The organism is Streptomyces sp. NPDC107538 (genome assembly GCF_055657445.1).
In genome coordinates this window covers 639,259-658,651 of the sequence record NZ_JBVKAY010000003.1, presented here as the reverse complement: position 1 = coordinate 658,651, position 19,393 = coordinate 639,259, and the positions used below count along the sequence as shown (strand labels likewise).

The following is a 19,393-nucleotide window of genomic DNA, read 5'->3' as shown; positions in this document are numbered from 1 at the left end:
GTATTCCGGAACGCTCGCTGGTGCCAGGACCGCTTGGCGGCGACCGCACGGGAGCGGCGGCGTGGGCCTGCACGCCCGTCACCCCCGGGCCCAGTTCCAGCGCCTCGGCGGCAACCCGTTCGCGATGCGGTCCCGGTTGTCGCGGAAGTGGTAGTGCACGAGGTCGTCGACCGGGACCGGGCGGAACGTGTCCGGCACCGGGCCACCCGTCCCGCGCTCCATCTTCTGCTTGAGGAAATGTGCGGCCATGACCCCGTCGTGGGCGATCTCCTCGAAGCCCCGGACGATCTCCTCGTCGGTCATCGGGTTCCGGTCGTCCTCCTCGCGGCACGTCACACAGATGCCCCGGTCGAGTTTCACGACGCGTTCGTCCTGCTGACAGATGGCGCAGAGCATGAGTACGCGCGTCACACGGGCGCGTACGGGCCTCTCCTCCGGCACCGCGCGAGCGGCGTCGATGTGCTCAGGGGGCATCTTGTTCTCCAGTCGTCTGCGGGCGAGTCCGCCCGGGTTGGCGACCTCGGGCGGAAGCCCGTCGGTCAGGGCTCGGGTGATGTCGTCCTGTGTCGCACCGCGTGCCAGCCATTCGGCGGCAAGCGGCTCCAGGGCCTGGCATTCGGCGTGCGAGAGGGGCATGCGGCGGTCGGTGATCCGCAGCAGCGCGAGCGTGCGGTACGCGGCGCTGTCCTCGCCGGGGCCCTCCTCACCGGGGTCGCCCTCCTGGGCCTCTGACGCTTCCGCGACCGGCTGCGCGGCAGGGTCCTCGACTCGCGCCAGGCCCGGCCGCCAGTCCTCGGTGACGTCCTTGCCGTTCCGCCTCCGCGCGAAGTCCGCCCACCACTCCACCGACCTGGGCGTACGCGACCAGTACGTCCGCGTCACCCAACGCATCGTGTTGTCGTCGAGGCTGATGTGTTCCTTGATCCAGCGCAGATGGCCGGCGCCGACGAGGTGGTTCAGCGAGGTGCGGATCGCCTGCTGACCGTAGCGGGGGTGCTCCGCGGCGAGCACCTTGTGGGCCATGGAGTGACCGTTGTCGAGGTGGTCGATGAAGACGGCGATCTCGGCGTCGCGAGGGCGCAGATGTGCGAAGTTCGCGTCTGCTTCCGGGTCTTCGTCACCTACGGAGCGTTTTCCGTAACCCGTTTTGGCCATCGGGTGGGACGGGGAAGGCAGGGCAGCACTAGGGTGGGCGTAAGCCACGATCGACTCTCATTCGATCCGTAGGTCTAGGCCCTGGCAGTGGTGTTGGTGCACCCGCCGGGGCCGATCTATTTGGTCGTTCGCCGCGAACCTAGAGGGACTTCACGCTCCGAAGCAATCCGATCACAGAACGTCACCCTTTCGGGTTACGCCCCTTCAACTCACGTACACGCTTGGTTGGTTGGGTTGGTTTTTCACCCATCCCAGAGATCTTGGAAACCCCATGGAGGAGCTCGGGCCCCGGGGCTCAAGCTCCGGGCTGACCTGCGGAGATGAAGGCGCACCAGGCGGGGGCGGTGAGGGTGAGGGTGGGGCCGGTGGGGTTCTTGGAGTCGCGTATGTGGACGGTCAAGTGGCCAACGGGGAGGGCGACTTCGACGCAGTCGGCACCCTCGGAGTCGCTGTAACTCGACTTGAACCACACCAGGTGCTCGGTCACAGGTCCTCCGCCATCCGTTCGAGGAAGGTGACCGACTCAGCGGGGCTGAGGGCCACGGCACGGATCATGCTAAGTCGCTCGGTGTGCTTCGAGACCACTTCCGGATCCGAGGTGAACTGGCTCACCGACTGCCCCTCGGACAGGGCGTATCGCTCCCGCTCACGGGTCTCCAGCAGCACCATGGGGCCCATGAGGGCGACCGAGATCGCGCGGGCGTACGGCAGCACCTGGATCGCCACGTTGTTGCGGGATCCCGTGGCCAGCAGGTGCAGCAACTGCTCCTTGTCGACCAACGGCCCCTGTACGGCGGCCTCGTAGAGCACGAAGCTCAGGGCGACCGGCGGCCTGCGCGTCAGCAGCTCCTGGCGGCGCAGCCGCGCGGCGACACGCTCCTCGACGGTCTCCTCCTCCAACGGCGGGCAGTGGTCGCCGATCAGCGCCCGCGCATACGTCTCGGTCTGCAACAGCCCGGGCACGAGGGCCACTTCGTACGACCAACGGCTGATCGCCAGCTGCTCGTACGCCATGAAGTCCTGAGCCCTCGCGGGAAAGGGCTCCCTCTTCAGGTACTCCTTGGCCGCACTCAGCAACCCCTCCGCCCGGCACAGCTCATCCGCCACATCAAGCACCCTCGGGGTCGGCATCCGTACCCCCTGCTCCATGGACTTGATCGTGTCCGGTGAGTAATTCGCGGCCTCGGCCAGCTCCTCGCGGCTCACGTTCGCCTTCGTGCGCCAGCGTTTCATCTGGTTGCCGCCGTAGCGCCAGGCAACCGGTGGTTGGGAGTTGGCGTTGTACTGGACCGACACCGCGCGCACCTCCGACCGATACACACCGCCGTGTATCACCTCAGTCACTACCGAGCGTAGCCCGCCCCTCGCCACCGTGTGACCATGACGAACGCAATTCACCGGCCCCCTTGGGTCCCCGTGGCGGGACACCGGCTGCGTGTGATCGGCGTGCACTTCGACGCCGTACGGATCGAAGGCGGGCGCGGGGAGCTGGTCGCGAGGGAGTTGGTCGAGCGGGCCGACGGGGACGCGGGGGCGGTCGTGCTGGAACAGGCCGGGTTCCGGTGGATGTACTTCCTGTTGCGGCCGGGGACGGTGCACAGACACGCCTGGCTGCCGGGGGTGCAGCGGTTCGGTATGACCGCGAGGACCATGCGGACCGTGACCTACGTCGGCATCCCGGCCCTCGGCGGCAACACGTTCCCGCTGCGCTGGTACTCCGAGCCGACCCCCGAAACAACTTACGTCGACCCGGAGTTGCTCATGGCAGCGGTGACCGCCGTATCGCATCGGGAGAGGCCCGACCATGAGTGAAGTACGGCTGACCGAGACCTTCCGGAGTGCGTCCGGGGACGTGCGCTGGGGCACGGTCGGCGAGCCCGGACGGGATCCGGTCGTCCTCCTGCACGGGACGCCCTTCTCGTCGTACGTCTGGCGGGGTTTGGCCCGTGGGCTGGCCGGCACCGGGCGGTATCAGGTGTTCGTGTGGGACATGCCGGGGTACGGGGCGTCGGCCAAGTACGCGGCTCAGGACGTGTCGCTGGCCGCGCAGGGGCGGGTCTTCGCCGAGCTGCTGGCGCACTGGGGACTGGACGAGCCGCTGGTCGTGGCGCACGACTTCGGCGGGGCGGTGTCGCTGCGGGCGCATCTGCTGCACGGGGCCCGGTACCGCGCCCTCGCGCTCGTCGACCCCGTGGCCCTCGCTCCCTGGGGCTCTCCGTCCTTCCGGCTGCTCGGCCGCCACGCCGGGGTCTTCGAACAGCTGCCGCCCGCGCTGCACCGGGCCCTGGTGCGGGAATACGTGGCTTCCGCGAGCGGCCCCGGGCTGCACCCGGCCGTTCTCGACCGGCTCGTGGAGCCATGGCTCGGCGAGGACGGTCAGCCCGCCTTCTACCGGCAGATCGCCCAGGCGGATCAGGCGCACACGGACGAGATCCAGGGGCGGTACGGGGAGATCGGTATCCCGGCGTTGGTGTGCTGGGGCGAGGCGGACGGCTGGATCCCGATCGCCAAGGGGCGGGAGCTGGCCGACCGGATTCCGGGGGCGCGGTTCGTGCCGGTCGCCGGGGCGGGGCACCTCGTCCAGGAGGACGCGCCCTCCGAACTCACCGGCGCGCTCCTGGAGTTCCTCAACACCGTCGCCTAGTCGTCGTTCAGGCGATGCCTAGAGCGTGCCCAGCGCCGGGGCGAACGCGATCAGGAGCGGGAGGAGGGCCAGGAGCGCGGCGGCCGTCGTGGTGGCCGCGCGGTGGGTCCGGTCCAGGCGGGGCGGGGGTTCGAGGAGGCGCTCCACCCGGTCGCCCAGCAGGCGGCGGGTGTTGGAGCAGCTCAACACGCCCCGGTGCTGGTTGAGTTCGATGAGGGCGAGGGCGGTGGTGAGGTGGCCGCAGCGGCGGGAGGCCGTGTCGTCGGCGGCGAGTTCGACCAGGCGGTGGGTCTGGTCGGCGAAGTGGGCGAAGAGGGGGACGCGCGGGAAGCCCGTGGCGAGGGCGGTGGAGAGGTGGAGCAGCCAGTCGTGGCGGGCGCGGGCGTGGCCGAGTTCATGGGCGAGCACGGCGTCCAGCTGACGGTCGCTCAGCTTGCCCAACGCGCCCGTGGTGACGACCAGTTGGGGCGGGGCGCCCGGCATCAGCCACGCGTCGGGGTACTCGTCCTCCAGCACCAGCAGCGGCCCCTTCGCCTGCGGCAGACCCGCCGGGAGATCGGGGGCGCGCTCCCGCAGATGCGCACGGCGCGACTGCCGCCGACGCCGGGCCTCGACCAGCTCGCGGGCTAGCATCGCACCGCTCCAGGCCGCGCCCAGGGCCAGCACCAGCGTCAGTACGGCCGTCCAGGGCGGCGCCGCCGTGAGGTCGTACGCGGCGGTCACGGCCGGGGGTGCGGGCGCGAACGCATGCGTCCGCACCGTCTCGAACACCGCCGCCGCGCCCAGCACCAGCGCCGCAAGGCAGCTCAGCAGCGCCGCCGCCACCAGGCACTGCCACGTCCACAGCGCGACCACGGGTTCCCGCTCGGGCCACACCGCCTTCACCAGGGCACGGGGGCCGAGCACGGCGGCGGTCAGCGCCACGGCGGCGAGTAGGAGCAGGAGAACGGTCACGTCATTGGGTCCGGTTCCTGGTCGGGGGCGGGCGGGCCGTGCACGAGGGACTGGCCTCCACGGCCGGGTGACACGCTACCGGTGAACGGGACGGATGCCATCCCCGAAGCACCCCGGACCGGCGACGATCAGGTGCCCGGGACCGGTGCCGATCAAGTGCCTGTCGTCGCCGAGCCGATGTCGCCGCCCGCCGCGATGGAGCCACGGCCGGAGGCGGTCACGTTCGCACCCGGGCCGGGGGCGCCGGAGGAGGGCGGGGTGGTGGGCTGGTTCTGCGGCGGCGGGGTCGTACCGCCGGTGGACGCCGAGCCGATGCTGCCTCCGGCGGCGATCGCGCCCGCGCCGGATGCGTGGACGTCGGGCGAGGGCTGAGGCACGGGGGCGGGCGGGACCGGCGGGGCCGGAGGCGCGGACGAGCCGCCGAACTGCGCGATGGCGGCGAGAGCCAGGCCGATCACGCCCGCGGACCCCCCGGCCACGCTCGCGATCTGATCCGCCGACCCCAGATCGACGAACGCGAACCCGACCAGGGTGACCACGCCCGCCCCCGCGATCCCCAGACCGGCCCACGCCCACGGCTTCAATGTCATGGGGGCATTGTGGGGCATGGTGACGAACGGCGGGCCCCACGGGGAGAGTTGCCTCCCCACACGGATCACCGGCCCGCGGCCGACGGTGCGGGGCCCGATGCCGAAGCGGACGAGCCGAAGCGGACGGGCCGAAGCGGACGGCTACTTGACCTTCCTGCCCAGCCCCAGCGGGCCCGCGATCTCCTCCGCCATGACCTGGCCCGCCTCGAACTCCAGGGTTTCGTCGCCCATGAGTTCCTGGTCGGTGTCGAGGCCGTCCAGTTCGGCGAGGGGCTGGTTGAGGCGGACGTGGGCGACCAGGGACTGGAGGGCGCGGAGGGTTGCCGAGGCGGTGGAGCCCCAGTTGGAGAAGTAGGAGAACTGCCACCACCACAGGGCCTCGGTGGTGCGGCCCGCGCGGTAGTGGACCATGCCGTGGCGGAGGTCGGCGATGACGTCGGCGAGGTCGTCGGAGATCCGGGCCGGGACCGGCGCCTTGCGGGGCTCGTAGGGGTCGAAGACCTCGGAGTAGACGTCGACCGGGTCGAGCATGACGGCGAGGCGTTCGCGCAGCTCGTCCACGTCCGGCTCGAAACCCGGGTCGGGCTCGTAGCGCTCGTCCGGCACGATGTCCTCGTGCGCGCCGAGGCGCCCGCCGGCCAGGAGCAGCTGGGACACCTCCAGGAGGAGGAAGGGCACGGCCGAGTCCGGCTCGTCGCCCTTGGCCACCTCGGTGACGGCGACCAGGAAGCTCTCGATCTGGTCCGCGATCTGGACCGCGAAGTCGTCCGGGTTCAGGTCCGTCGCGTGCAGCGTGGCGTCAGACATCGAGCAATCGTCTCCCCTCGAAGGCGCGGCCGAGGGTCACCTCGTCCGCGTATTCCAGGTCGCCACCCACCGGGAGGCCGCTGGCCAGGCGGGTGACCTTGAGGCCCATGGGTTTGATCATGCGGGCGAGGTACGTGGCCGTGGCCTCGCCTTCCAGATTGGGGTCCGTGGCCAGGATCAGCTCGGTGACCGTCCCGTCGGCCAGGCGGGCCAGCAGCTCCCGTATACGCAGATCGTCGGGGCCGACGCCCTCGATCGGGCTGATCGCGCCGCCGAGGACGTGGTACCGGCCCCGGAATTCGCGAGTGCGTTCGATCGCGACGACGTCCTTCGGTTCCTCCACGACACAGATGACCGAGACGTCCCGGCGCGGGTCGCGGCAGATCCCGCACAGCTCCTCCTGCGCGACATTGCCGCAGGTCGCGCAGAAACGGACCTTCGCCTTCACTTCGAGGAGGGCCTGCGCGAGCCGCCGTACGTCCGTCGGCTCCGCCTGCAGGATGTGGAAGGCGATCCGCTGCGCGCTCTTGGGACCGACGCCGGGCAGCCGCCCCAACTCGTCGATGAGGTCCTGGACCACGCCTTCGTACACGGACTGCCGTCCTTCCTGGTGTCTTTCCGTACGTACCGTAGTCGGCCGCCGCCGCTCCGAGGAAGGCGGTACGAGGCACGGATGGGGTCAGAGGGGGGTCGCGGAGTTGTTCAGAAGGGCAGGCCGGGGATGCCCGCGCCGCCGCCGAGACCCTGGGCGAGGGGGCCCAGTTTCTGCTGCTGGAGGGCCTGGGCGTTCTCGTTGGCCGCCTGGACGGCCGCGACGATCAGGTCGGCGAGGGTCTCGGTGTCCTCCGGGTCCACCGCCTTCGGGTCGATCTTCAGGCCGCGCAGCTCGCCGGAGCCGTTGACCGTGGCCTTCACCAGACCGCCGCCCGCCTGCCCGTCGACCTCCGTCCGCGCGAGTTCCTCCTGCGCCTGCGCCAGGTCCTGCTGCATCTTCTGGGCCTGCTGGAGCAGCTGCTGCATATTGGGCTGGCCACCACCGGGGATCACGTTCAGCTCCCTCGTACGTACGGGTAGGTCTCTACCCGGGGTCTCTACCTACGGTCGTCACGAGCCTACGTGGTCGGCCCGGCCTCTGCCGGGCCACTCTTTCGAGTGAGTCGGCCGGGGATTCGTATACCTGATCAAGGGCATCTTCCAGGGGATAAGCGGTGAAAACACCATCTTCGCCACCCATTGGGCGGTAGGAAGGGTCCGGCCGCGTCAGGGTGGTGCGTGAGCGCCGTAGTACGTAGGGAGTGCCGGGTGAGCCAGCCGGAGATGCAGCCCGAGGGAGGACCCCAGGACGGGCGGGGTGAGGGGTCCGGGCTGTGGGCGGAGCCGTGGGCGTCGACGACCGGGCCGTGGGTGGGGGACCTGGCCGGGCGGCCGTTTCCGCAGGGGGACTGGGGGGCGCCGGCCGAGCGGCTGGAGGAGCTGTACCACTGGGTCGAGCGGGCGGCGCTGGAGACCGCCGCGTGGTATCTCACGGACCGGGTGTGGAAACGGACGGTGGCACGCGTGCTGCGCGTCGGGGCGGCGGCGGGGGCGCTCGCCGGGGCGGCGCTGCCGTTGCTCGACCTCACCGGAGCGGTGGGCGGGGTGGCGCCCTGGGGGTATCTCGCGCTGCTGTCCTGTGTCGCCTGCGTCGCGGTGGATCGGTTCTTCGGGGTCACCTCCGGGTGGATGCGGGATGTCGCCACGGCGCAGGCGGTGCAGCGGCGGCTGCAGGTGCTGCGGTTCGACTGGGCGTCCGAGAGCGCGCGGGAGGTGCTGGGGCCGGCGGAGGGGACGGCCGGGGAGGCGGCTGAGCGGTGTCTCGGGGTGCTGCGGAGGTTCTCCGAGGATGTGACGGAGTTGGTGCGGGCGGAGACGGCGGACTGGATGGTGGAGTTTGGGACGGGGTCCGCGCCGTTGGGTGTGCAGGTGGGGGGTGTGGTCGCTCGGCCCGAGGTGGGGGTGAACGGGCGGGTTCCCTTGCCGCCGGGGGCACGGCCGAACATGCCTCGCCAGCGGCCGCCGGAGGCTCGGTAGGGGGGTGGGGGGTTCTTGGGGCGGTTGTTCGGGCGCGGGCCGGTGGGGCTTCTCGCGCAGTTCCCCGCGCCCCTGAAAAGCAGGGGCTGCGCCCCATGCTTTTCGGCCCGAAAGGGGCGCGGGCCCGTCAGGGCCTGCGGCCCTTTCAGGGGCGCGGGGAACTGCGCGAGCAACCACGACGCACCCGCAGCCGCCTACGAACTCACACCCCCCGAGCTATTAGGCGCCCCCGTTCAACCTGCCGCATCGTCCCGCGCCCTCTCGTCGCACAACCGCGCCCCCGTCGCCGTCTCACACGCCACGTGCCCATGGTTGCGGATGACGCTCTGCGCGGTGCCGCGCCGGATATGGGCGAGGAAGCTGTCGGCGAGGGAGTTGGCGGGCGGGCGGCGGTAGGTGTAGGCGTACTCGGCGCCGTAGTACGGGTAGGTCGCGTCGCCCCGCTCCAGGGCCTCGACGGAGGCCCGGTGGCCGTCGAGGGCGAGGCTGTGGAGGCCGGTGCGGCGGGTGGTGAGGTTGATCTCGCTGTAGCCGATGGCGCCGGGGAGTTCGGCGACCTTGGCGAGGACCTGCTCGGTGGAGTCGAGTTCGCAGCGGGTGACACGGGCGGTCGAGACGTCGACCCGGCGGCAGTCGAGCGAGGTGCTGGCGACCTGCTCCCAGCCGTCCAGCACGGTCCGCTGGAAGACCTGACGGGTGCCGGAGTCGGCGTCCCGGCTGACGAGGACGACCGGGATGTCGGGCAGGGACCGGTCGAGCTGTCTCCAGCGGGTGATCTCGCCCCGGTAGATACGCTTTACGTCGGCGGTCGACAGCGTGCCGCCGGGCGGGCGGACGCCGTCGTTGACGACGAGGGTGAAGACGGACAACGCGACCCGGTGGCCGACCAGTTCGGGATCGTCGCTCGTGCTCGGCCCGTCGGAGAACGCGATGACCGCCGGGGACCCCTTCTTCGACTCACCGCCCAGCGTGGCGAGTTCGTTGACCCCCGCCGAACTCCCCCGCGCGTCCACCCGGATCTCGGCGCCCGCGCAGTCCTTCTCGTACTCCTCCGCGAGCCCGCGCAGCACCGGCGCGAACGCCGTCGACCCGGTCAGCGTCAGCTCGCCCGTCGCGCACTCGATCGGCGGCGGGGTGTCGTCCCGGACGACGACGATCGCGGCCAGGGCGATCACGCACAGCGTCAGCATCACGGTGATCAGCCGGGCCGCACGGCTGAACAGCGGCGGCTTCTCGTCGGGCGTGGCGCTGCGGTTGGGGTGCACCTCGCCGTCGCGGATGCCGCCGATGAGCCGGATCGGGCTGTCGACGTCGCCGCCGGAGAGGAGGACGAGCAGCTTGAAGTGCTCGCCCCGGTTGAGGGGGACGCGGGGGATGCGGAGCACGCCGTCGCGGTAGCCGAAGCCGGCGGACGAGGTGAAGTGGTCCATCAGATGGTCGGTACCGAGCGGCTGGGTGACGGAGACCCCGCGGATCACCCGGCCGCTGAACACGGCGGTGAGGCCGTGCAGTTCACGTCCCGTGTAGTCGTTGTCGGCGATGCTCTGGGATCCGTCGTTCTCGACGCGCAGCAGGACCAGGGTGGCGTCGGACATGTCCGGGGCCTCGTCGAAGAGGCCGAGCCGGACGTTGGCCCGGCCCGAACGCACGTCGTGGCCTATCGGGTTGTCCATCTGCACGCGGTAGCCGATGCGCTTCCGCCTCGGCACCCGGCGCTCGTACCAGACCATCACCGCCGACGCCACGACACCGGCGATGGCGGTCGCCACCGCCACCACGTTCTCCGCGCTCAGCCACTCCTGCATCCGAGCCACTCCCCCGAGCCTCACGCTCCGCAGTCAAGCGGGGACACGGTACGGCGGGGGTGGCGGGCGGTGCGTGGACATTCCGGATACGGCGCCGGAAGTTCAACGGAAGTTCGCCGGGGCCGGGGCCGGGGCCGGGGCCTGGGCCTGGGCCTGGGCCGGGGGGGCGTCAACTGCTGGGCGGGGGCGGTCAGTCGGCCTTCTCGTACGTCACCGCCTTCCCCGCTGTGTCGACGCGCCGCAGCTCGCCGCTCGGCAGGAGGGTGACGGTGGTGGCGGCGCCGGGGGAGCAGGAGGCGGCCGGTTCGCCGGTGGTGACGGTGGAGGGGCCGATCCGCAGGGGCCCTTCGTCGTCCGGTTCCTCCGTCAGCGCGGCCTCGAACACGCAGTGGTACGTGCCCCCGCCGTCGAGCGGGCCGTCCGCCGTGAGGGAGAGCACGGTGTCGCCGACCTCGCCCTGCTGGATGACGAGTTGACGGGTGTCGGCGCCGCTGGAGCCGTCGAGGGTGGCGGTCCAGGTGCCGAGGAAGTCCGCCGGGATCGGGCCGGCGTCGGGCGACTCGGTGGTGGGGTCCGGCGAGGTCTCCGGATCCGTCGGCTGCTCGCTCGTCGGTTCCAGGGTCCGCGGCGCGCTGGTCGCCGTGCCGCCCTTCGCGTCGTTCCCCTTGCCCCCGTCGTCCCCCTTCTTCATCACCGCGTACACCGTGCCGCCGGCGCCGAGCGCGACCACGAGGGCGACGACGACGAGCAGCACGGAGGAGCGGCGGTTCCCGCGCGCGGGCTCGGGGCCCGGCCCGGCGCCGGGTCCGTAGTAGGGGTCGGGTCCGTGGTGGGGATCGGGTCCGTGGTGGGGTCCGGGTCCGTGGTGGGCATCGGGTCCGTAGAGGGGCTCGGGCCCGTACGGCGGCGTCGCGCCCAGTCCCGCCCCGGCGGCCCCTCCGGCCACCGGTCCACCGCCGTAGGGCCCTTGCCCGTACGGCGGCTGTGTCCCGTACGGCGGTTGCGTCCCGTACGGCGGCTGCGGTGCGCTGTGCGGGTAGCCGTAGCCGGGGGCGGTGCCGCCGGGGTGCTGCGGGTAGCCGGGGGCGGGCTGCTGTTGTCCATATCCGCCGGCGGCGGGCTGTTGGGTGTACCCCTGAGGGAAGCCGTACCCGGCGGGCGCGGAACCCGGCCCGGCACCGGGGTGATGTCCACCGGTCCCGGTCCCGGACGCGGGTCCGGGCGGAGGCGGCTGCGTTCCCTCCGTACGGACCACCTGTGTGGGCATCCGGTCGAACGGCTCGGCCCCGGGCGCCCCCGGCGGAGGCGGTACGGCCCCCTCGTGCGCGGCGGCCGGATGCTCGGACGACGACCCGGGACCACCGGCAGCGGCACCCGCCCCACCCGCCTGCGGAGCCCCGGAAACCCCGCCCACACCCCCCGAACCACCGTACGGAGAACTGGGATCACCCAGCGGATACACGGGCGGAGCGGAGGGCGGGCCGGCGGGAGCGGGTGGCCCGGCGGGAACGGGGGGCACGGCGGGAACGGGCGGGCCGGCGGGAGCAGGAGCAGGCGGGCCGGCGGAGGCGGGACCAGCGGGGTTGCCGGAGGCGGGACCGGACGGGCCCGCCGAAGCGGGGTGCGCGGCGCCGGGCTCCGAAGGGCTCGCCGAAGCCGGACCGGCCGGGTTCGCGTGAGTCGACCCCGACCCCGACGCCGACGGGCTCACGCCTCCGGGGGCCGACGGGGCCGACGGGACTGTTGCGGGCGCCTGCCCGGCGGAGCCCGAAGCCCCCGCAGGACCGCTACTTGCAGGGCCTCCCGACACACCAGGGCCTTCGCCCGGACCCGGACGCCCCGGCCGCCCCGAACCACCACCCGACACACTGGACTCACCCGCCGACGCACCCGAGCCCCCGGCAGCCGCCCCGTCACCCGAAGCCGCCGCCGGGCCACCCGAAGCGGCGGCACCGCCCACAGCAGCCACCCCGCCCGGGCCACCGGCAGCCCCCGGCACCCTCGCCATCCCGGCCCCCGGCACCCCTGAGACCCCAGGCACCCCCGAGACCCCAGGCACCCCCGGCGCACCCGCGGTTCCCGCGGCTCCCGCCGCCCCCGGCTCCTCCGGATTCTCCACCTCCAGCAACTGCACCGCGTGTCGCCCCAGTTGGGCGACCAGGGCGCTCGGGAGCCAGGGGTCGCGGGAGCGGCCGGCGAAGACCGTGTCCTCGGCGCCGGTGCGCTGGAGGATCTGGGCGAGGGTGGGACGGGCGGCGGGGTCCTTGCGGAGGCAGTCGCGGACGATGTCGTACAGCCCCTCCGGCAGCCCCGTAAGGTCCGGTTCCTCCTGGGCGATGCGGAACATCAGCGCGTGGACACCGGAGTTGGCGGCGCCGAAGGGGAGGTTGCCGGTGGCGGCGTAGGAGAGGACCGAGCCGAGGCAGAAGACGTCGCACGCGGGGGTGATCCGGTCGCCGCGCACCTGCTCGGGGGCCATGAAACCGGGCGACCCGACGAGCGCGCCCGTGCGCGTGAGCCCGCCGTCCGTCACGGTCTCCAGCGCCCGCGCGATCCCGAAGTCGATGACACGCGGCCCGTCGATGGTCACCAGCACATTGGACGGCTTGAGGTCCCGGTGGACGATCCCGGCCGCGTGGATGTCCTGAAGCGCGTGCGCGAGCCCCGCCCCGAGGATCCGTACGGACCGCTCGGGCAGCGCCCCGTGGTCCCGCCCGACCACCGCCTGCAGCGAGGGCCCGGCGACGTACCCGGTGGCGACCCACGGGATCCCCGCCTCGGTGTCCGCGTCCAGCACCGGCGCCGTCCAGTACCCGCCCACCTGCCGCGCGGCCCGCACCTCCTGCCGGAACCGCGCCCGGAACTCCTCCCGCTCCGCCAACTCCTGCCGGACCAGTTTCACGGCGACGGTACGGCCGCGCTCGGAGCGGGCCAGGTACACGTTCCCCATCCCGCCGGCCCCCAGCCGCGCGAGCAGCCGGTACGCCCCGATCCGCTGCGGATCCCCAGGCCCGAGCTTCTCCATGGCCACGTCCCCCGTCTTCCCCGCGCCCATTCCCCTGCGCATGCCCCATAGGTGTACGCGTACGTACGGGTACGTCGTCTACGTCATCAACGTCGTCTACGTCGCGTACGTGCGCAACGGACCGATCGTAGTGCGGCCGTAAGGAGACGCGGATGGACCGGTGTCTACGGTTCCGTAACAGCGGCGGGCGCCTCGCCGGCCCCCGCTGCCGCCGCGAGACCGTCCAGGGCACCCGACAGCCGTTCGAGCGCCCGTACGGCCTCCGCGAACCCCTCCTCCCCCAGCGCCTCCGCGAGCCGGGCGGCCAGCGCGGCGTGACCGGGCTCGATCTCCGCTATCGCGGCGCGCCCGGCGGGGGTCGGGGCGAGGAGCTTGGCGCGGCGATGGGCCGGGTTCGGCACGTACTCGGCGAGCCCCTTGCCGACGAGGAGGTCGGCGACCCGCTGCACGCTCTGCCGCGTGATGCCCATGACCCGGGCCACCCCGGCGACGGGCAGCGGCTCGGGCAGCACCGCGCCCAGCACCTGCCACCAGGCGGCGGTCAGCCCCGCCGGACGCGCCAACTCCTCGGCCACGGACAGGAACTGCCCGTTCAGCCGGAACACCCCGAGCGCGGCCCGGCTGAGGAGGTCCTGCTGTTCCCGGCTCACCGGCCCGCCGCCTCCAGTACGGCGTACGCCTCCGCGTCCGAGTCGTGGAAGAGCCGGTACCAGGCGTCGAGGACCTCTCCCTCGTACACACCGAGGAGCCGGAAGACCTCGCGGGCGAGGGCGACGGGTTCGGTGGGGCCGGCGGTGACCAGCAGCCCGGACGCGTCGGTCACGGCGTCCGCGTCCACGTACCGCTCGCCGCCCGCGTACCCGGTGGCGGCGAGATAGAAGGGGGCCGCGCTGGTGTGGTCGCGGTCGTCCAGCAGCCCTTCCCTGGCGAGCCCGGCGGTCGCCCCGCAGATCGCGGCGACGGGGACGCCGGCGTCGAGGAACTCCCGCGCCTTCCTGGCGAACGGCGCGAGGTCGTCGCCCATGTCCCACAGGTCCGCGCCGGTGAGGACGAGCATCGAGCTCTCCTCCGGCCGCAGCCCCTCCAGCACCTCGTCCGGCTGGATCCGCACCCCCGCGATGGTCCGCACGGCGTCGGGACCCGGCCCGACGGTCCGGATCTCGTACCCGCCCCGGGCGAGCCAGGCGGTCGTGTGCCCCGTCTCCCAGTCGGCGTAGGTGTCGTACACGGCGAGATGAACAGGCTTGTGATGACTCATGACAGCATGCTGACACTTGGACAGCTTACTGTCAAGAGAGGGGTTGGCGGGAGGTCGGCTGCGGGCCGGTGGGGCTTCTCGCGCAGTTCCCCGCGCCCCTGAAAGGGCCGCAGGCCCTGACGGGCCCGCGGCCCTTTCGGGCCGAAAAAGCAGGGGCGCAGCCCCGCTTTTTCAGGGGCGCGGGGAACTGCGCGACCAGCCCCCACCGGACCCGCACTCGCCCACCCACTCACCCACTCACCCCCCAGGCCAGACACACTGTCGCGCCCACCCACCCGCACACAGACAAAAAGCCGATGTCCCCCACCCACCCCCCACCCCTAGCCTCACCCCCATGACCCCTCACCCGGCCCCCAGCCCCGCCACCGGCGCCACCGTGAAGGCCAAGGACCGCGCCCACGTCTTCCACTCCTGGTCCGCCCAGGAACTCATCGACCCCCTCCCCGTCGCCGGCGCGGAGGGCTCGTACTTCTGGGACTACGACGGCAACCGCTACCTCGACTTCACCAGCGGCCTCGTCTACACGAACATCGGCTACCAGCACCCGAAGGTCGTCGCGGCCATCCAGCAACAGGCCGCCACGATGACGACCTTCGCCCCCGCGTTCGCCATCGAGGCCCGCTCGGAGGCCGCCCGCCTCATCGCCGAACGCACCCCCGGCGACCTGGACAAGATCTTCTTCACCAACGGCGGCGCCGACGCGGTCGAGCACGCCACCCGCATGGCCCGTCTGCACACCGGCCGCCCCAAGGTCCTCGCCGCGTACCGCTCGTACCACGGCGGCACCCAGCAGGCCGTGAACCTCACGGGCGACCCGCGCCGCTGGGCGTCGGACACCGGCACGGCGGGGGTCGTGCACTTCTGGGCGCCGTTCCTCTACCGGTCCCGTTTCCACGCGGAGACGGAGGCGCAGGAGTGCGCCCGCGCGCTGGAGCACCTGGAGACAACAATCGTCTTCGAGGGGCCGGCGACGATCGCCGCGATCATCCTGGAGACCGTCCCGGGCACCGCCGGGATCATGGTCCCGCCGCCGGGCTATCTGGCCGGGGTCCGGGAGCTGTGCGACAAGTACGGGATCGTGTTCGTGCTGGACGAGGTGATGGCGGGCTTCGGCCGGACCGGCACCTGGTTCGCCGCCGACCTCTTCGACGTCGTACCGGACCTGATGACCTTCGCCAAGGGCGTGAACTCCGGCTACGTCCCCCTCGGCGGCGTCGCGATCTCCTCCGCGATCGCCGAGACCTTCGCCCGCCGCCCCTACCCGGGCGGTCTGACCTACTCCGGGCACCCGCTGGCCTGCGCCGCCGCCGTGGCGACGATCGAGGTCATGGCGGAGGAGGGCGTCGTCACCAACGCGGCCGGCCTCGGCGCCACGCTCATCGGCCCGGCGCTGCGCGAACTCGCCGACCGCCATCCCTGCGTGGGCGAGGTGCGCGGCACCGGCATGTTCTGGGCGCTGGAGCTGGTGAAGGACAAGGAGACCCGCGAGCCCCTCGTCCCCTACAACGCGACCGGCGAGGCGAACGCCCCGATGCTCGCCTTCGGCGCCGCCGCCAAGGCGAACGGTCTGTGGCCCTTCATCAACATGAACCGCACCCATGTCGTCCCCCCGTGCACCATCACCGAGACCGAGGCCAAGGAGGGCCTCGCCGCCCTGGACGCGGCCCTGTCCGTGGCGGACGAACACACCGCGTAGACCGCGCGTAGGCCCCGTGAATCCGCGGTGCCGAGCAGAAAGGGCGAAAACACCTCCGTCGAACCCGAACGCGTAAGGTGACGTGCTCGTAAGAGAACTCAGAGAGCACGCACAGGATGCGTACGCGTTACGCGGATGGGGGACCCAGACCACGATGCCCGGCACCGGCGGCGGCAATGGCGCCGTGACCCGCAGCACCCTGCGACAGCAGCTCGCGGACGCGCTCCGTGACGAGGTGCTGGCCGGCAGACTGAAGCCGGGGCAGGAGTTCACGGTCAAGGAGATCGCCGAGCAGTACGGCGTCTCGGCGACCCCCGTGCGCGAGGCCCTGGTGGACCTGTCGGCGCAGGGGCTGCTGGACGCCGTGCAGCACCGGGGTTTCGAGGTCCACGCGTACTCGGTGGCCGACTACCGGAACATGGTCGAGGCCCGCATCCTGGTCACCGACGGCATGTTCCGGCGGCTCGGCGACCGCAAGGTCGATCCGCGCACGGCCGCCGTGCTCGCCGGGGTGCGGCGGCGCGGCGAGGAGGCGCGGCGGGCCGCGACCGCCGGGGACCTGGACATTCTGATCGGCTACGACCTGCGGTTCTGGCGCGAGCTGAGCGCCATGTTCGGCAACCCGTACCTCACCGACTTCCTGCACCGGCTGCGCGTCCAGGCCTGGGTGTGCGCGGTCCAGCACCTGCGGCAGGGCGACGACGGGACGGCCGGGACGGGCACGACAGGCGGGGTGGCCGGGGCGGACGATCTCAAGGGGCGGCTGTGGGCCGACCACACCGATCTCGTCGACGCCCTGACCCGCCGGGACGCGCAGACCGCGCAGGAGATCATCGCCGGGTACGACGAGCAGTCCCTGACCCTGGTGGAACGACTGGCGGACGGATGAGCATCACCGCGAAGCCGGGCGGCGGCGGGCAGGTGAGCGTCGATCTCTCCGTCGTGGTGCCCGCGTACAACGAGGAGGCCCGCCTCGCCCCCAGCCTCGACGCGATCATCGCCCACCTCACGGCGACCGAGGCCGCCGCCCGCTGGGAGGTCATCGTCGTCGACGACGGGTCGACGGACGGCACGGCCGAGGTCGTGGCCGCCGTCACCGCCCGCGACGCCCGGGTCCAGCTGGTCTCCGGCGGGCCCCGCAACCGGGGCAAGGGCCACGCCCTGCGGCTCGGGGTGCTCGCCTCGCACGGCCGCCGGGTGCTGCTCACGGACGCCGATCTCTCCGCGCCCATCGACGAGTTGGAGCGCCTGGACAAGGCGCTCTCCGACGGGCACACGGCCGCGATCGGCTCCCGCGAGGCGCCCGGCGCGCACATCGAACGCCATCAGCACCGGCTGCGCGAGACGCTGGGCCGGGCCGGGAACCTCCTCATACGCGGGGTCGCGGTGCCCGGCATCCGCGACACCCAGTGCGGTTTCAAGCTGTTCGACGGCGACCACGCCCGTGAGGCCTTCGCCGCGTCCCGGCTCGACGGGTTCGGCATCGACGTGGAGATCCTGCGGTACTTCCGGCGCAGCGGCTGGCCCGTCGTCGAGGTCCCCGTCCGCTGGTCCCACCAGCCCGGTTCGAAGATCCGGCCGCGCGACTACGCCCGGGTCCTCGGTGAACTCGCCGTCCTGCGGGCGCGTACCGTCCGCCGCGCGGACGTCCTCGCGGTCCTGGGCTTCCTCCTGATGGCGGTGGCCCTCTACAGCGGCCGCTGGCTCGATCCGAACGGCCGCTATCTCCCGGACTCGCTCCAGGACCAGAACCAGTGGGAGTGGTTTTTCGCGGTCACGGCCGACAACCTCGTCCACTTCCGCAACCCGCTCTTCACCACCTTCCAGGGCTTCCCCGACGGCGTGAACCTGATGGCCAACACGGTCATGCTGGGCCTGTCCGCCCCCTTCGCCCCGGTCACGCTCCTCCTCGGCCCGGCCGTCACCCTCGCCCTGGTGATGACGCTCGGCCTCGCCGCCACGGCCGCCGCCTGGTACTGGCTGATCGTCAAGCGGGTCGTACGGCACCGGGGCGCGGCCTTCGCCGGTGCGGCCCTCGCCGCCTTCGCGCCGCCGATGGTCAGCCACGCCAACGCGCACCCGAACTTCGTCGTCCTGTTCATGATCCCGCTGATCGTGGACCGGGCGCTGCGCCTGTGCACGGGCTCCCGCACCCGCCGGGACGGCATCGTCCTCGGTCTGATGGCGGCCTATCAGATCTTCCTCGGCGAGGAACCCCTCCTGCTCGCCGCGATGGGCATGCTGCTCTTCGCCGCCGCGTACGGCGCCGTCCGCCCGGACGTGGCCCGCGAGGCCTGGCGCCCGCTCCTCAAGGGCCTCGGCATCGCGGTCGTCGTCGCGCTCCCCCTCGTCACCTTCCCGCTCTCCTGGCAGTTCTTCGGCCCGCAGAGCTACGGCAACATCGCGCACGGCGACAACGCCGGCAACAGCCCGCTCGCCCTGCTCTCCTTCGCCGAACGCTCCCTCCTCGCGGGCGACCGCGAGCGCGCGGACGCCCTCTCCCTGAACATCACCGAGCAGAACGCCTTCTACGGCTGGCCGTTGGTCCTGCTGGCCCTCGGCATCGTCGTACGGCTGTGGGAACGTGCCCTGGTGAAGGCGCTGGCCTGCACGGCCGTCGCGGCGGCCGTCCTCTCCCTCGGCAAGGAGTTCCGGCTGCCGCAGACGGACCTGGTGCTCCCGGGCCCGTGGGCGCTGCTCGCCGAGAAGCCGCTGTTCGAGTCGGTCATCGAGGGCCGGGTGGCGATGATCTGCGCCCCGGTCCTCGGCATGCTGCTGGCGATCGCCTGCGCCCGCCTCGCGACGGCCCCCGGCCTCGGCACCCGCTACGTCGGCTTCCTGGCCGTCACCCTCGCCCTCCTCCCGATCGTCCCGGCCCCGCTGCGGTCGGTGGAGCGCGCCGAGGTCCCGGCGTTCATCGCGGACGGCACATGGACGTCGTACGTCGACACCGGGGCCGGCGAGACCCTGGTGCCCGTGCCGCTGCCGGACCCGGGCAACGCGGAGGCCCTGCGCTGGCAGACCACGGCGGACTTCGGGTTCCGGATGCCCGGCGGCTACTTCAACGGCCCCTTCGGCGAGGACCGCGTCGGCATCTACGGCGCCGTCCCCCGCCACACCTCCAACCTGCTGCGTGACGTCCGCTACACCGGCAAGGTCCCGGTGATCGGCGTGAACTGGCAGGCGCAGGCGCGCAAGGACTTCGCGTACTGGCACGCGGGCGCCCTCGTCCTGCGCCCGCAGCACTACGACGCACAGTTGCGGGAAGCCGTGGAGAAGCTGGTCGGGCGACCCGGTAAGTGGGTGGGCGGTGTGTGGGTATGGGATCTGCACGACGGGGACTGAAGCCGCCTCCAGCGACTACGCTTCCCTGACCACTGTGTGCCGTA

General features: G+C 72.3%; 17 protein-coding genes and 1 pseudogene. 6 read left to right on the top strand and 12 right to left on the bottom strand.

The features are described from left to right. Window positions 1-78 precede the first annotated feature (78 nt). From ACZ7MG_RS13490 to ACZ7MG_RS13480, 3 genes are all read right to left on the bottom strand, one after another. Window positions 79-1,155: a hypothetical protein gene (locus tag ACZ7MG_RS13490; protein ID WP_471390131.1), complete on the bottom strand. Its 1,077-nt coding sequence runs from the start codon at window positions 1,153-1,155 to the stop codon at window positions 79-81. A gap of 295 nt (window positions 1,156-1,450) precedes the next feature. After that, on the bottom strand, window positions 1,451-1,642 hold the full coding sequence (locus ACZ7MG_RS13485; protein ID WP_471390128.1) for a DUF397 domain-containing protein: 192 nt from the start codon (window positions 1,640-1,642) through the stop codon (window positions 1,451-1,453). Next, complete coding sequence (locus ACZ7MG_RS13480; protein WP_471390639.1) at window positions 1,639-2,388, bottom strand: helix-turn-helix domain-containing protein; 750 nt, start codon at window positions 2,386-2,388, stop codon at window positions 1,639-1,641. Before ACZ7MG_RS13480 ends, ACZ7MG_RS13485 begins: the two co-directional genes overlap by 4 nt. A 147-nt stretch (window positions 2,389-2,535) precedes the next feature. Between ACZ7MG_RS13480 and ACZ7MG_RS13475 the strand changes: the two genes are divergently transcribed. Further along, entirely contained in the window at window positions 2,536-2,967 is a 432-nt protein-coding gene (locus ACZ7MG_RS13475; protein ID WP_471390125.1) for a hypothetical protein, read from the top strand. After that, window positions 2,960-3,799: an alpha/beta fold hydrolase gene (locus ACZ7MG_RS13470; protein ID WP_471390122.1), complete on the top strand. Its 840-nt coding sequence runs from the start codon at window positions 2,960-2,962 to the stop codon at window positions 3,797-3,799. Before ACZ7MG_RS13475 ends, ACZ7MG_RS13470 begins: the two co-directional genes overlap by 8 nt. An 18-nt stretch (window positions 3,800-3,817) precedes the next feature. On the opposite strand, the gene ACZ7MG_RS13465 is transcribed toward ACZ7MG_RS13470, so the two are convergent. The 5 genes from ACZ7MG_RS13465 to ACZ7MG_RS13445 form a co-directional block, all read right to left on the bottom strand. Further along, window positions 3,818-4,753, bottom strand: coding sequence for a M56 family metallopeptidase (locus tag ACZ7MG_RS13465; RefSeq protein WP_471390120.1), 936 nt, complete (start codon window positions 4,751-4,753; stop codon window positions 3,818-3,820). Between the two features lie 152 nt (window positions 4,754-4,905). Beyond that, complete coding sequence (locus tag ACZ7MG_RS13460) at window positions 4,906-5,343, bottom strand: hypothetical protein (RefSeq protein WP_471390117.1); 438 nt, start codon at window positions 5,341-5,343, stop codon at window positions 4,906-4,908. Between the two features lie 141 nt (window positions 5,344-5,484). Further along, on the bottom strand, window positions 5,485-6,150 hold the full coding sequence (locus tag ACZ7MG_RS13455) for a DUF5063 domain-containing protein (protein WP_239756323.1): 666 nt from the start codon (window positions 6,148-6,150) through the stop codon (window positions 5,485-5,487). Further along, on the bottom strand, window positions 6,143-6,742 hold the full coding sequence (gene recR / locus ACZ7MG_RS13450; protein WP_336541039.1) for a recombination mediator RecR: 600 nt from the start codon (window positions 6,740-6,742) through the stop codon (window positions 6,143-6,145). Before recR ends, ACZ7MG_RS13455 begins: the two co-directional genes overlap by 8 nt. A 110-nt stretch (window positions 6,743-6,852) precedes the next feature. Next, entirely contained in the window at window positions 6,853-7,197 is a 345-nt protein-coding gene (locus ACZ7MG_RS13445) for a YbaB/EbfC family nucleoid-associated protein (RefSeq protein ID WP_471390114.1), read from the bottom strand. A gap of 255 nt (window positions 7,198-7,452) precedes the next feature. Between ACZ7MG_RS13445 and ACZ7MG_RS13440 the strand changes: the two genes are divergently transcribed. Next, window positions 7,453-8,220 carry an SLATT domain-containing protein gene (locus tag ACZ7MG_RS13440; protein ID WP_471390111.1) on the top strand — a complete coding sequence of 256 codons (768 nt, stop codon included), beginning with the start codon at window positions 7,453-7,455 and terminating at the stop codon, window positions 8,218-8,220. A gap of 233 nt (window positions 8,221-8,453) precedes the next feature. Here the strand turns inward: ACZ7MG_RS13440 and ACZ7MG_RS13435 are convergent, their stop codons facing one another. The 4 genes and pseudogenes from ACZ7MG_RS13435 to ACZ7MG_RS13420 form a co-directional block, all read right to left on the bottom strand. Then, window positions 8,454-10,025, bottom strand: coding sequence for a PstS family phosphate ABC transporter substrate-binding protein (locus ACZ7MG_RS13435; protein WP_471390108.1), 1,572 nt, complete (start codon window positions 10,023-10,025; stop codon window positions 8,454-8,456). Between the two features lie 1,630 nt (window positions 10,026-11,655). Next, window positions 11,656-13,050, bottom strand: a pseudogene (locus ACZ7MG_RS13430) (serine/threonine-protein kinase); the annotation flags it as partial. A gap of 164 nt (window positions 13,051-13,214) precedes the next feature. After that, a complete protein-coding gene (locus ACZ7MG_RS13425; protein ID WP_471390106.1) occupies window positions 13,215-13,700 on the bottom strand; it encodes a MarR family winged helix-turn-helix transcriptional regulator in 486 nt (161 codons plus the stop codon). Continuing rightward, on the bottom strand, window positions 13,697-14,308 hold the full coding sequence (locus ACZ7MG_RS13420) for a DJ-1/PfpI family protein (RefSeq protein WP_471390102.1): 612 nt from the start codon (window positions 14,306-14,308) through the stop codon (window positions 13,697-13,699). The genes ACZ7MG_RS13425 and ACZ7MG_RS13420 overlap by 4 nt, the downstream gene beginning before the upstream one ends. 334 nt (window positions 14,309-14,642) lie before the next feature. On the opposite strand from ACZ7MG_RS13420, the gene ACZ7MG_RS13415 reads away from it, so the two are divergent. The 3 genes from ACZ7MG_RS13415 (at window position 14,643) to ACZ7MG_RS13405 (ending at window position 19,349) form a co-directional block, all read left to right on the top strand. Next, the gene (locus ACZ7MG_RS13415) at window positions 14,643-16,004 is read left to right on the top strand and encodes an aminotransferase class III-fold pyridoxal phosphate-dependent enzyme (RefSeq protein WP_471390100.1); all 1,362 of its coding nucleotides are present in this window, start codon (window positions 14,643-14,645) and stop codon (window positions 16,002-16,004) included. Window positions 16,005-16,158: 154 nt separating this feature from the next. Then, window positions 16,159-16,893 (top strand): GntR family transcriptional regulator, encoded by a 735-nt coding sequence (locus ACZ7MG_RS13410; RefSeq protein ID WP_471390096.1) that lies wholly within the window; start codon window positions 16,159-16,161, stop codon window positions 16,891-16,893. After that, window positions 16,890-19,349 carry a dolichyl-phosphate beta-glucosyltransferase gene (locus tag ACZ7MG_RS13405; RefSeq protein ID WP_471390093.1) on the top strand — a complete coding sequence of 820 codons (2,460 nt, stop codon included), beginning with the start codon at window positions 16,890-16,892 and terminating at the stop codon, window positions 19,347-19,349. The genes ACZ7MG_RS13410 and ACZ7MG_RS13405 overlap by 4 nt, the downstream gene beginning before the upstream one ends. The last annotated feature ends 44 nt before the right edge of the window (window positions 19,350-19,393 follow it).

What these genes read in the sequence shown, in the direction of transcription:
- ACZ7MG_RS13410 (WP_471390096.1), top strand. Translation starts at nt 16,159, where the DNA reads ATGCCCGGCACCGGCGGCGGCAATGGCGCCGTGACCCGCAGCACCCTG.
- ACZ7MG_RS13490 (WP_471390131.1), bottom strand. Translation starts at nt 1,155, where the DNA reads ATGGCCAAAACGGGTTACGGAAAACGCTCCGTAGGTGACGAAGACCCG.
- ACZ7MG_RS13475 (WP_471390125.1), top strand. Translation starts at nt 2,536, where the DNA reads ATGACGAACGCAATTCACCGGCCCCCTTGGGTCCCCGTGGCGGGACAC.
- ACZ7MG_RS13405 (WP_471390093.1), top strand. Translation starts at nt 16,890, where the DNA reads ATGAGCATCACCGCGAAGCCGGGCGGCGGCGGGCAGGTGAGCGTCGAT.
- ACZ7MG_RS13415 (WP_471390100.1), top strand. Translation starts at nt 14,643, where the DNA reads ATGACCCCTCACCCGGCCCCCAGCCCCGCCACCGGCGCCACCGTGAAG.
- ACZ7MG_RS13470 (WP_471390122.1), top strand. Translation starts at nt 2,960, where the DNA reads ATGAGTGAAGTACGGCTGACCGAGACCTTCCGGAGTGCGTCCGGGGAC.
- ACZ7MG_RS13455 (WP_239756323.1), bottom strand. Translation starts at nt 6,150, where the DNA reads ATGTCTGACGCCACGCTGCACGCGACGGACCTGAACCCGGACGACTTC.
- ACZ7MG_RS13460 (WP_471390117.1), bottom strand. Translation starts at nt 5,343, where the DNA reads ATGACATTGAAGCCGTGGGCGTGGGCCGGTCTGGGGATCGCGGGGGCG.
- ACZ7MG_RS13480 (WP_471390639.1), bottom strand. Translation starts at nt 2,388, where the DNA reads ATGAAACGCTGGCGCACGAAGGCGAACGTGAGCCGCGAGGAGCTGGCC.
- ACZ7MG_RS13435 (WP_471390108.1), bottom strand. Translation starts at nt 10,025, where the DNA reads ATGCAGGAGTGGCTGAGCGCGGAGAACGTGGTGGCGGTGGCGACCGCC.
- ACZ7MG_RS13420 (WP_471390102.1), bottom strand. Translation starts at nt 14,308, where the DNA reads ATGAGTCATCACAAGCCTGTTCATCTCGCCGTGTACGACACCTACGCC.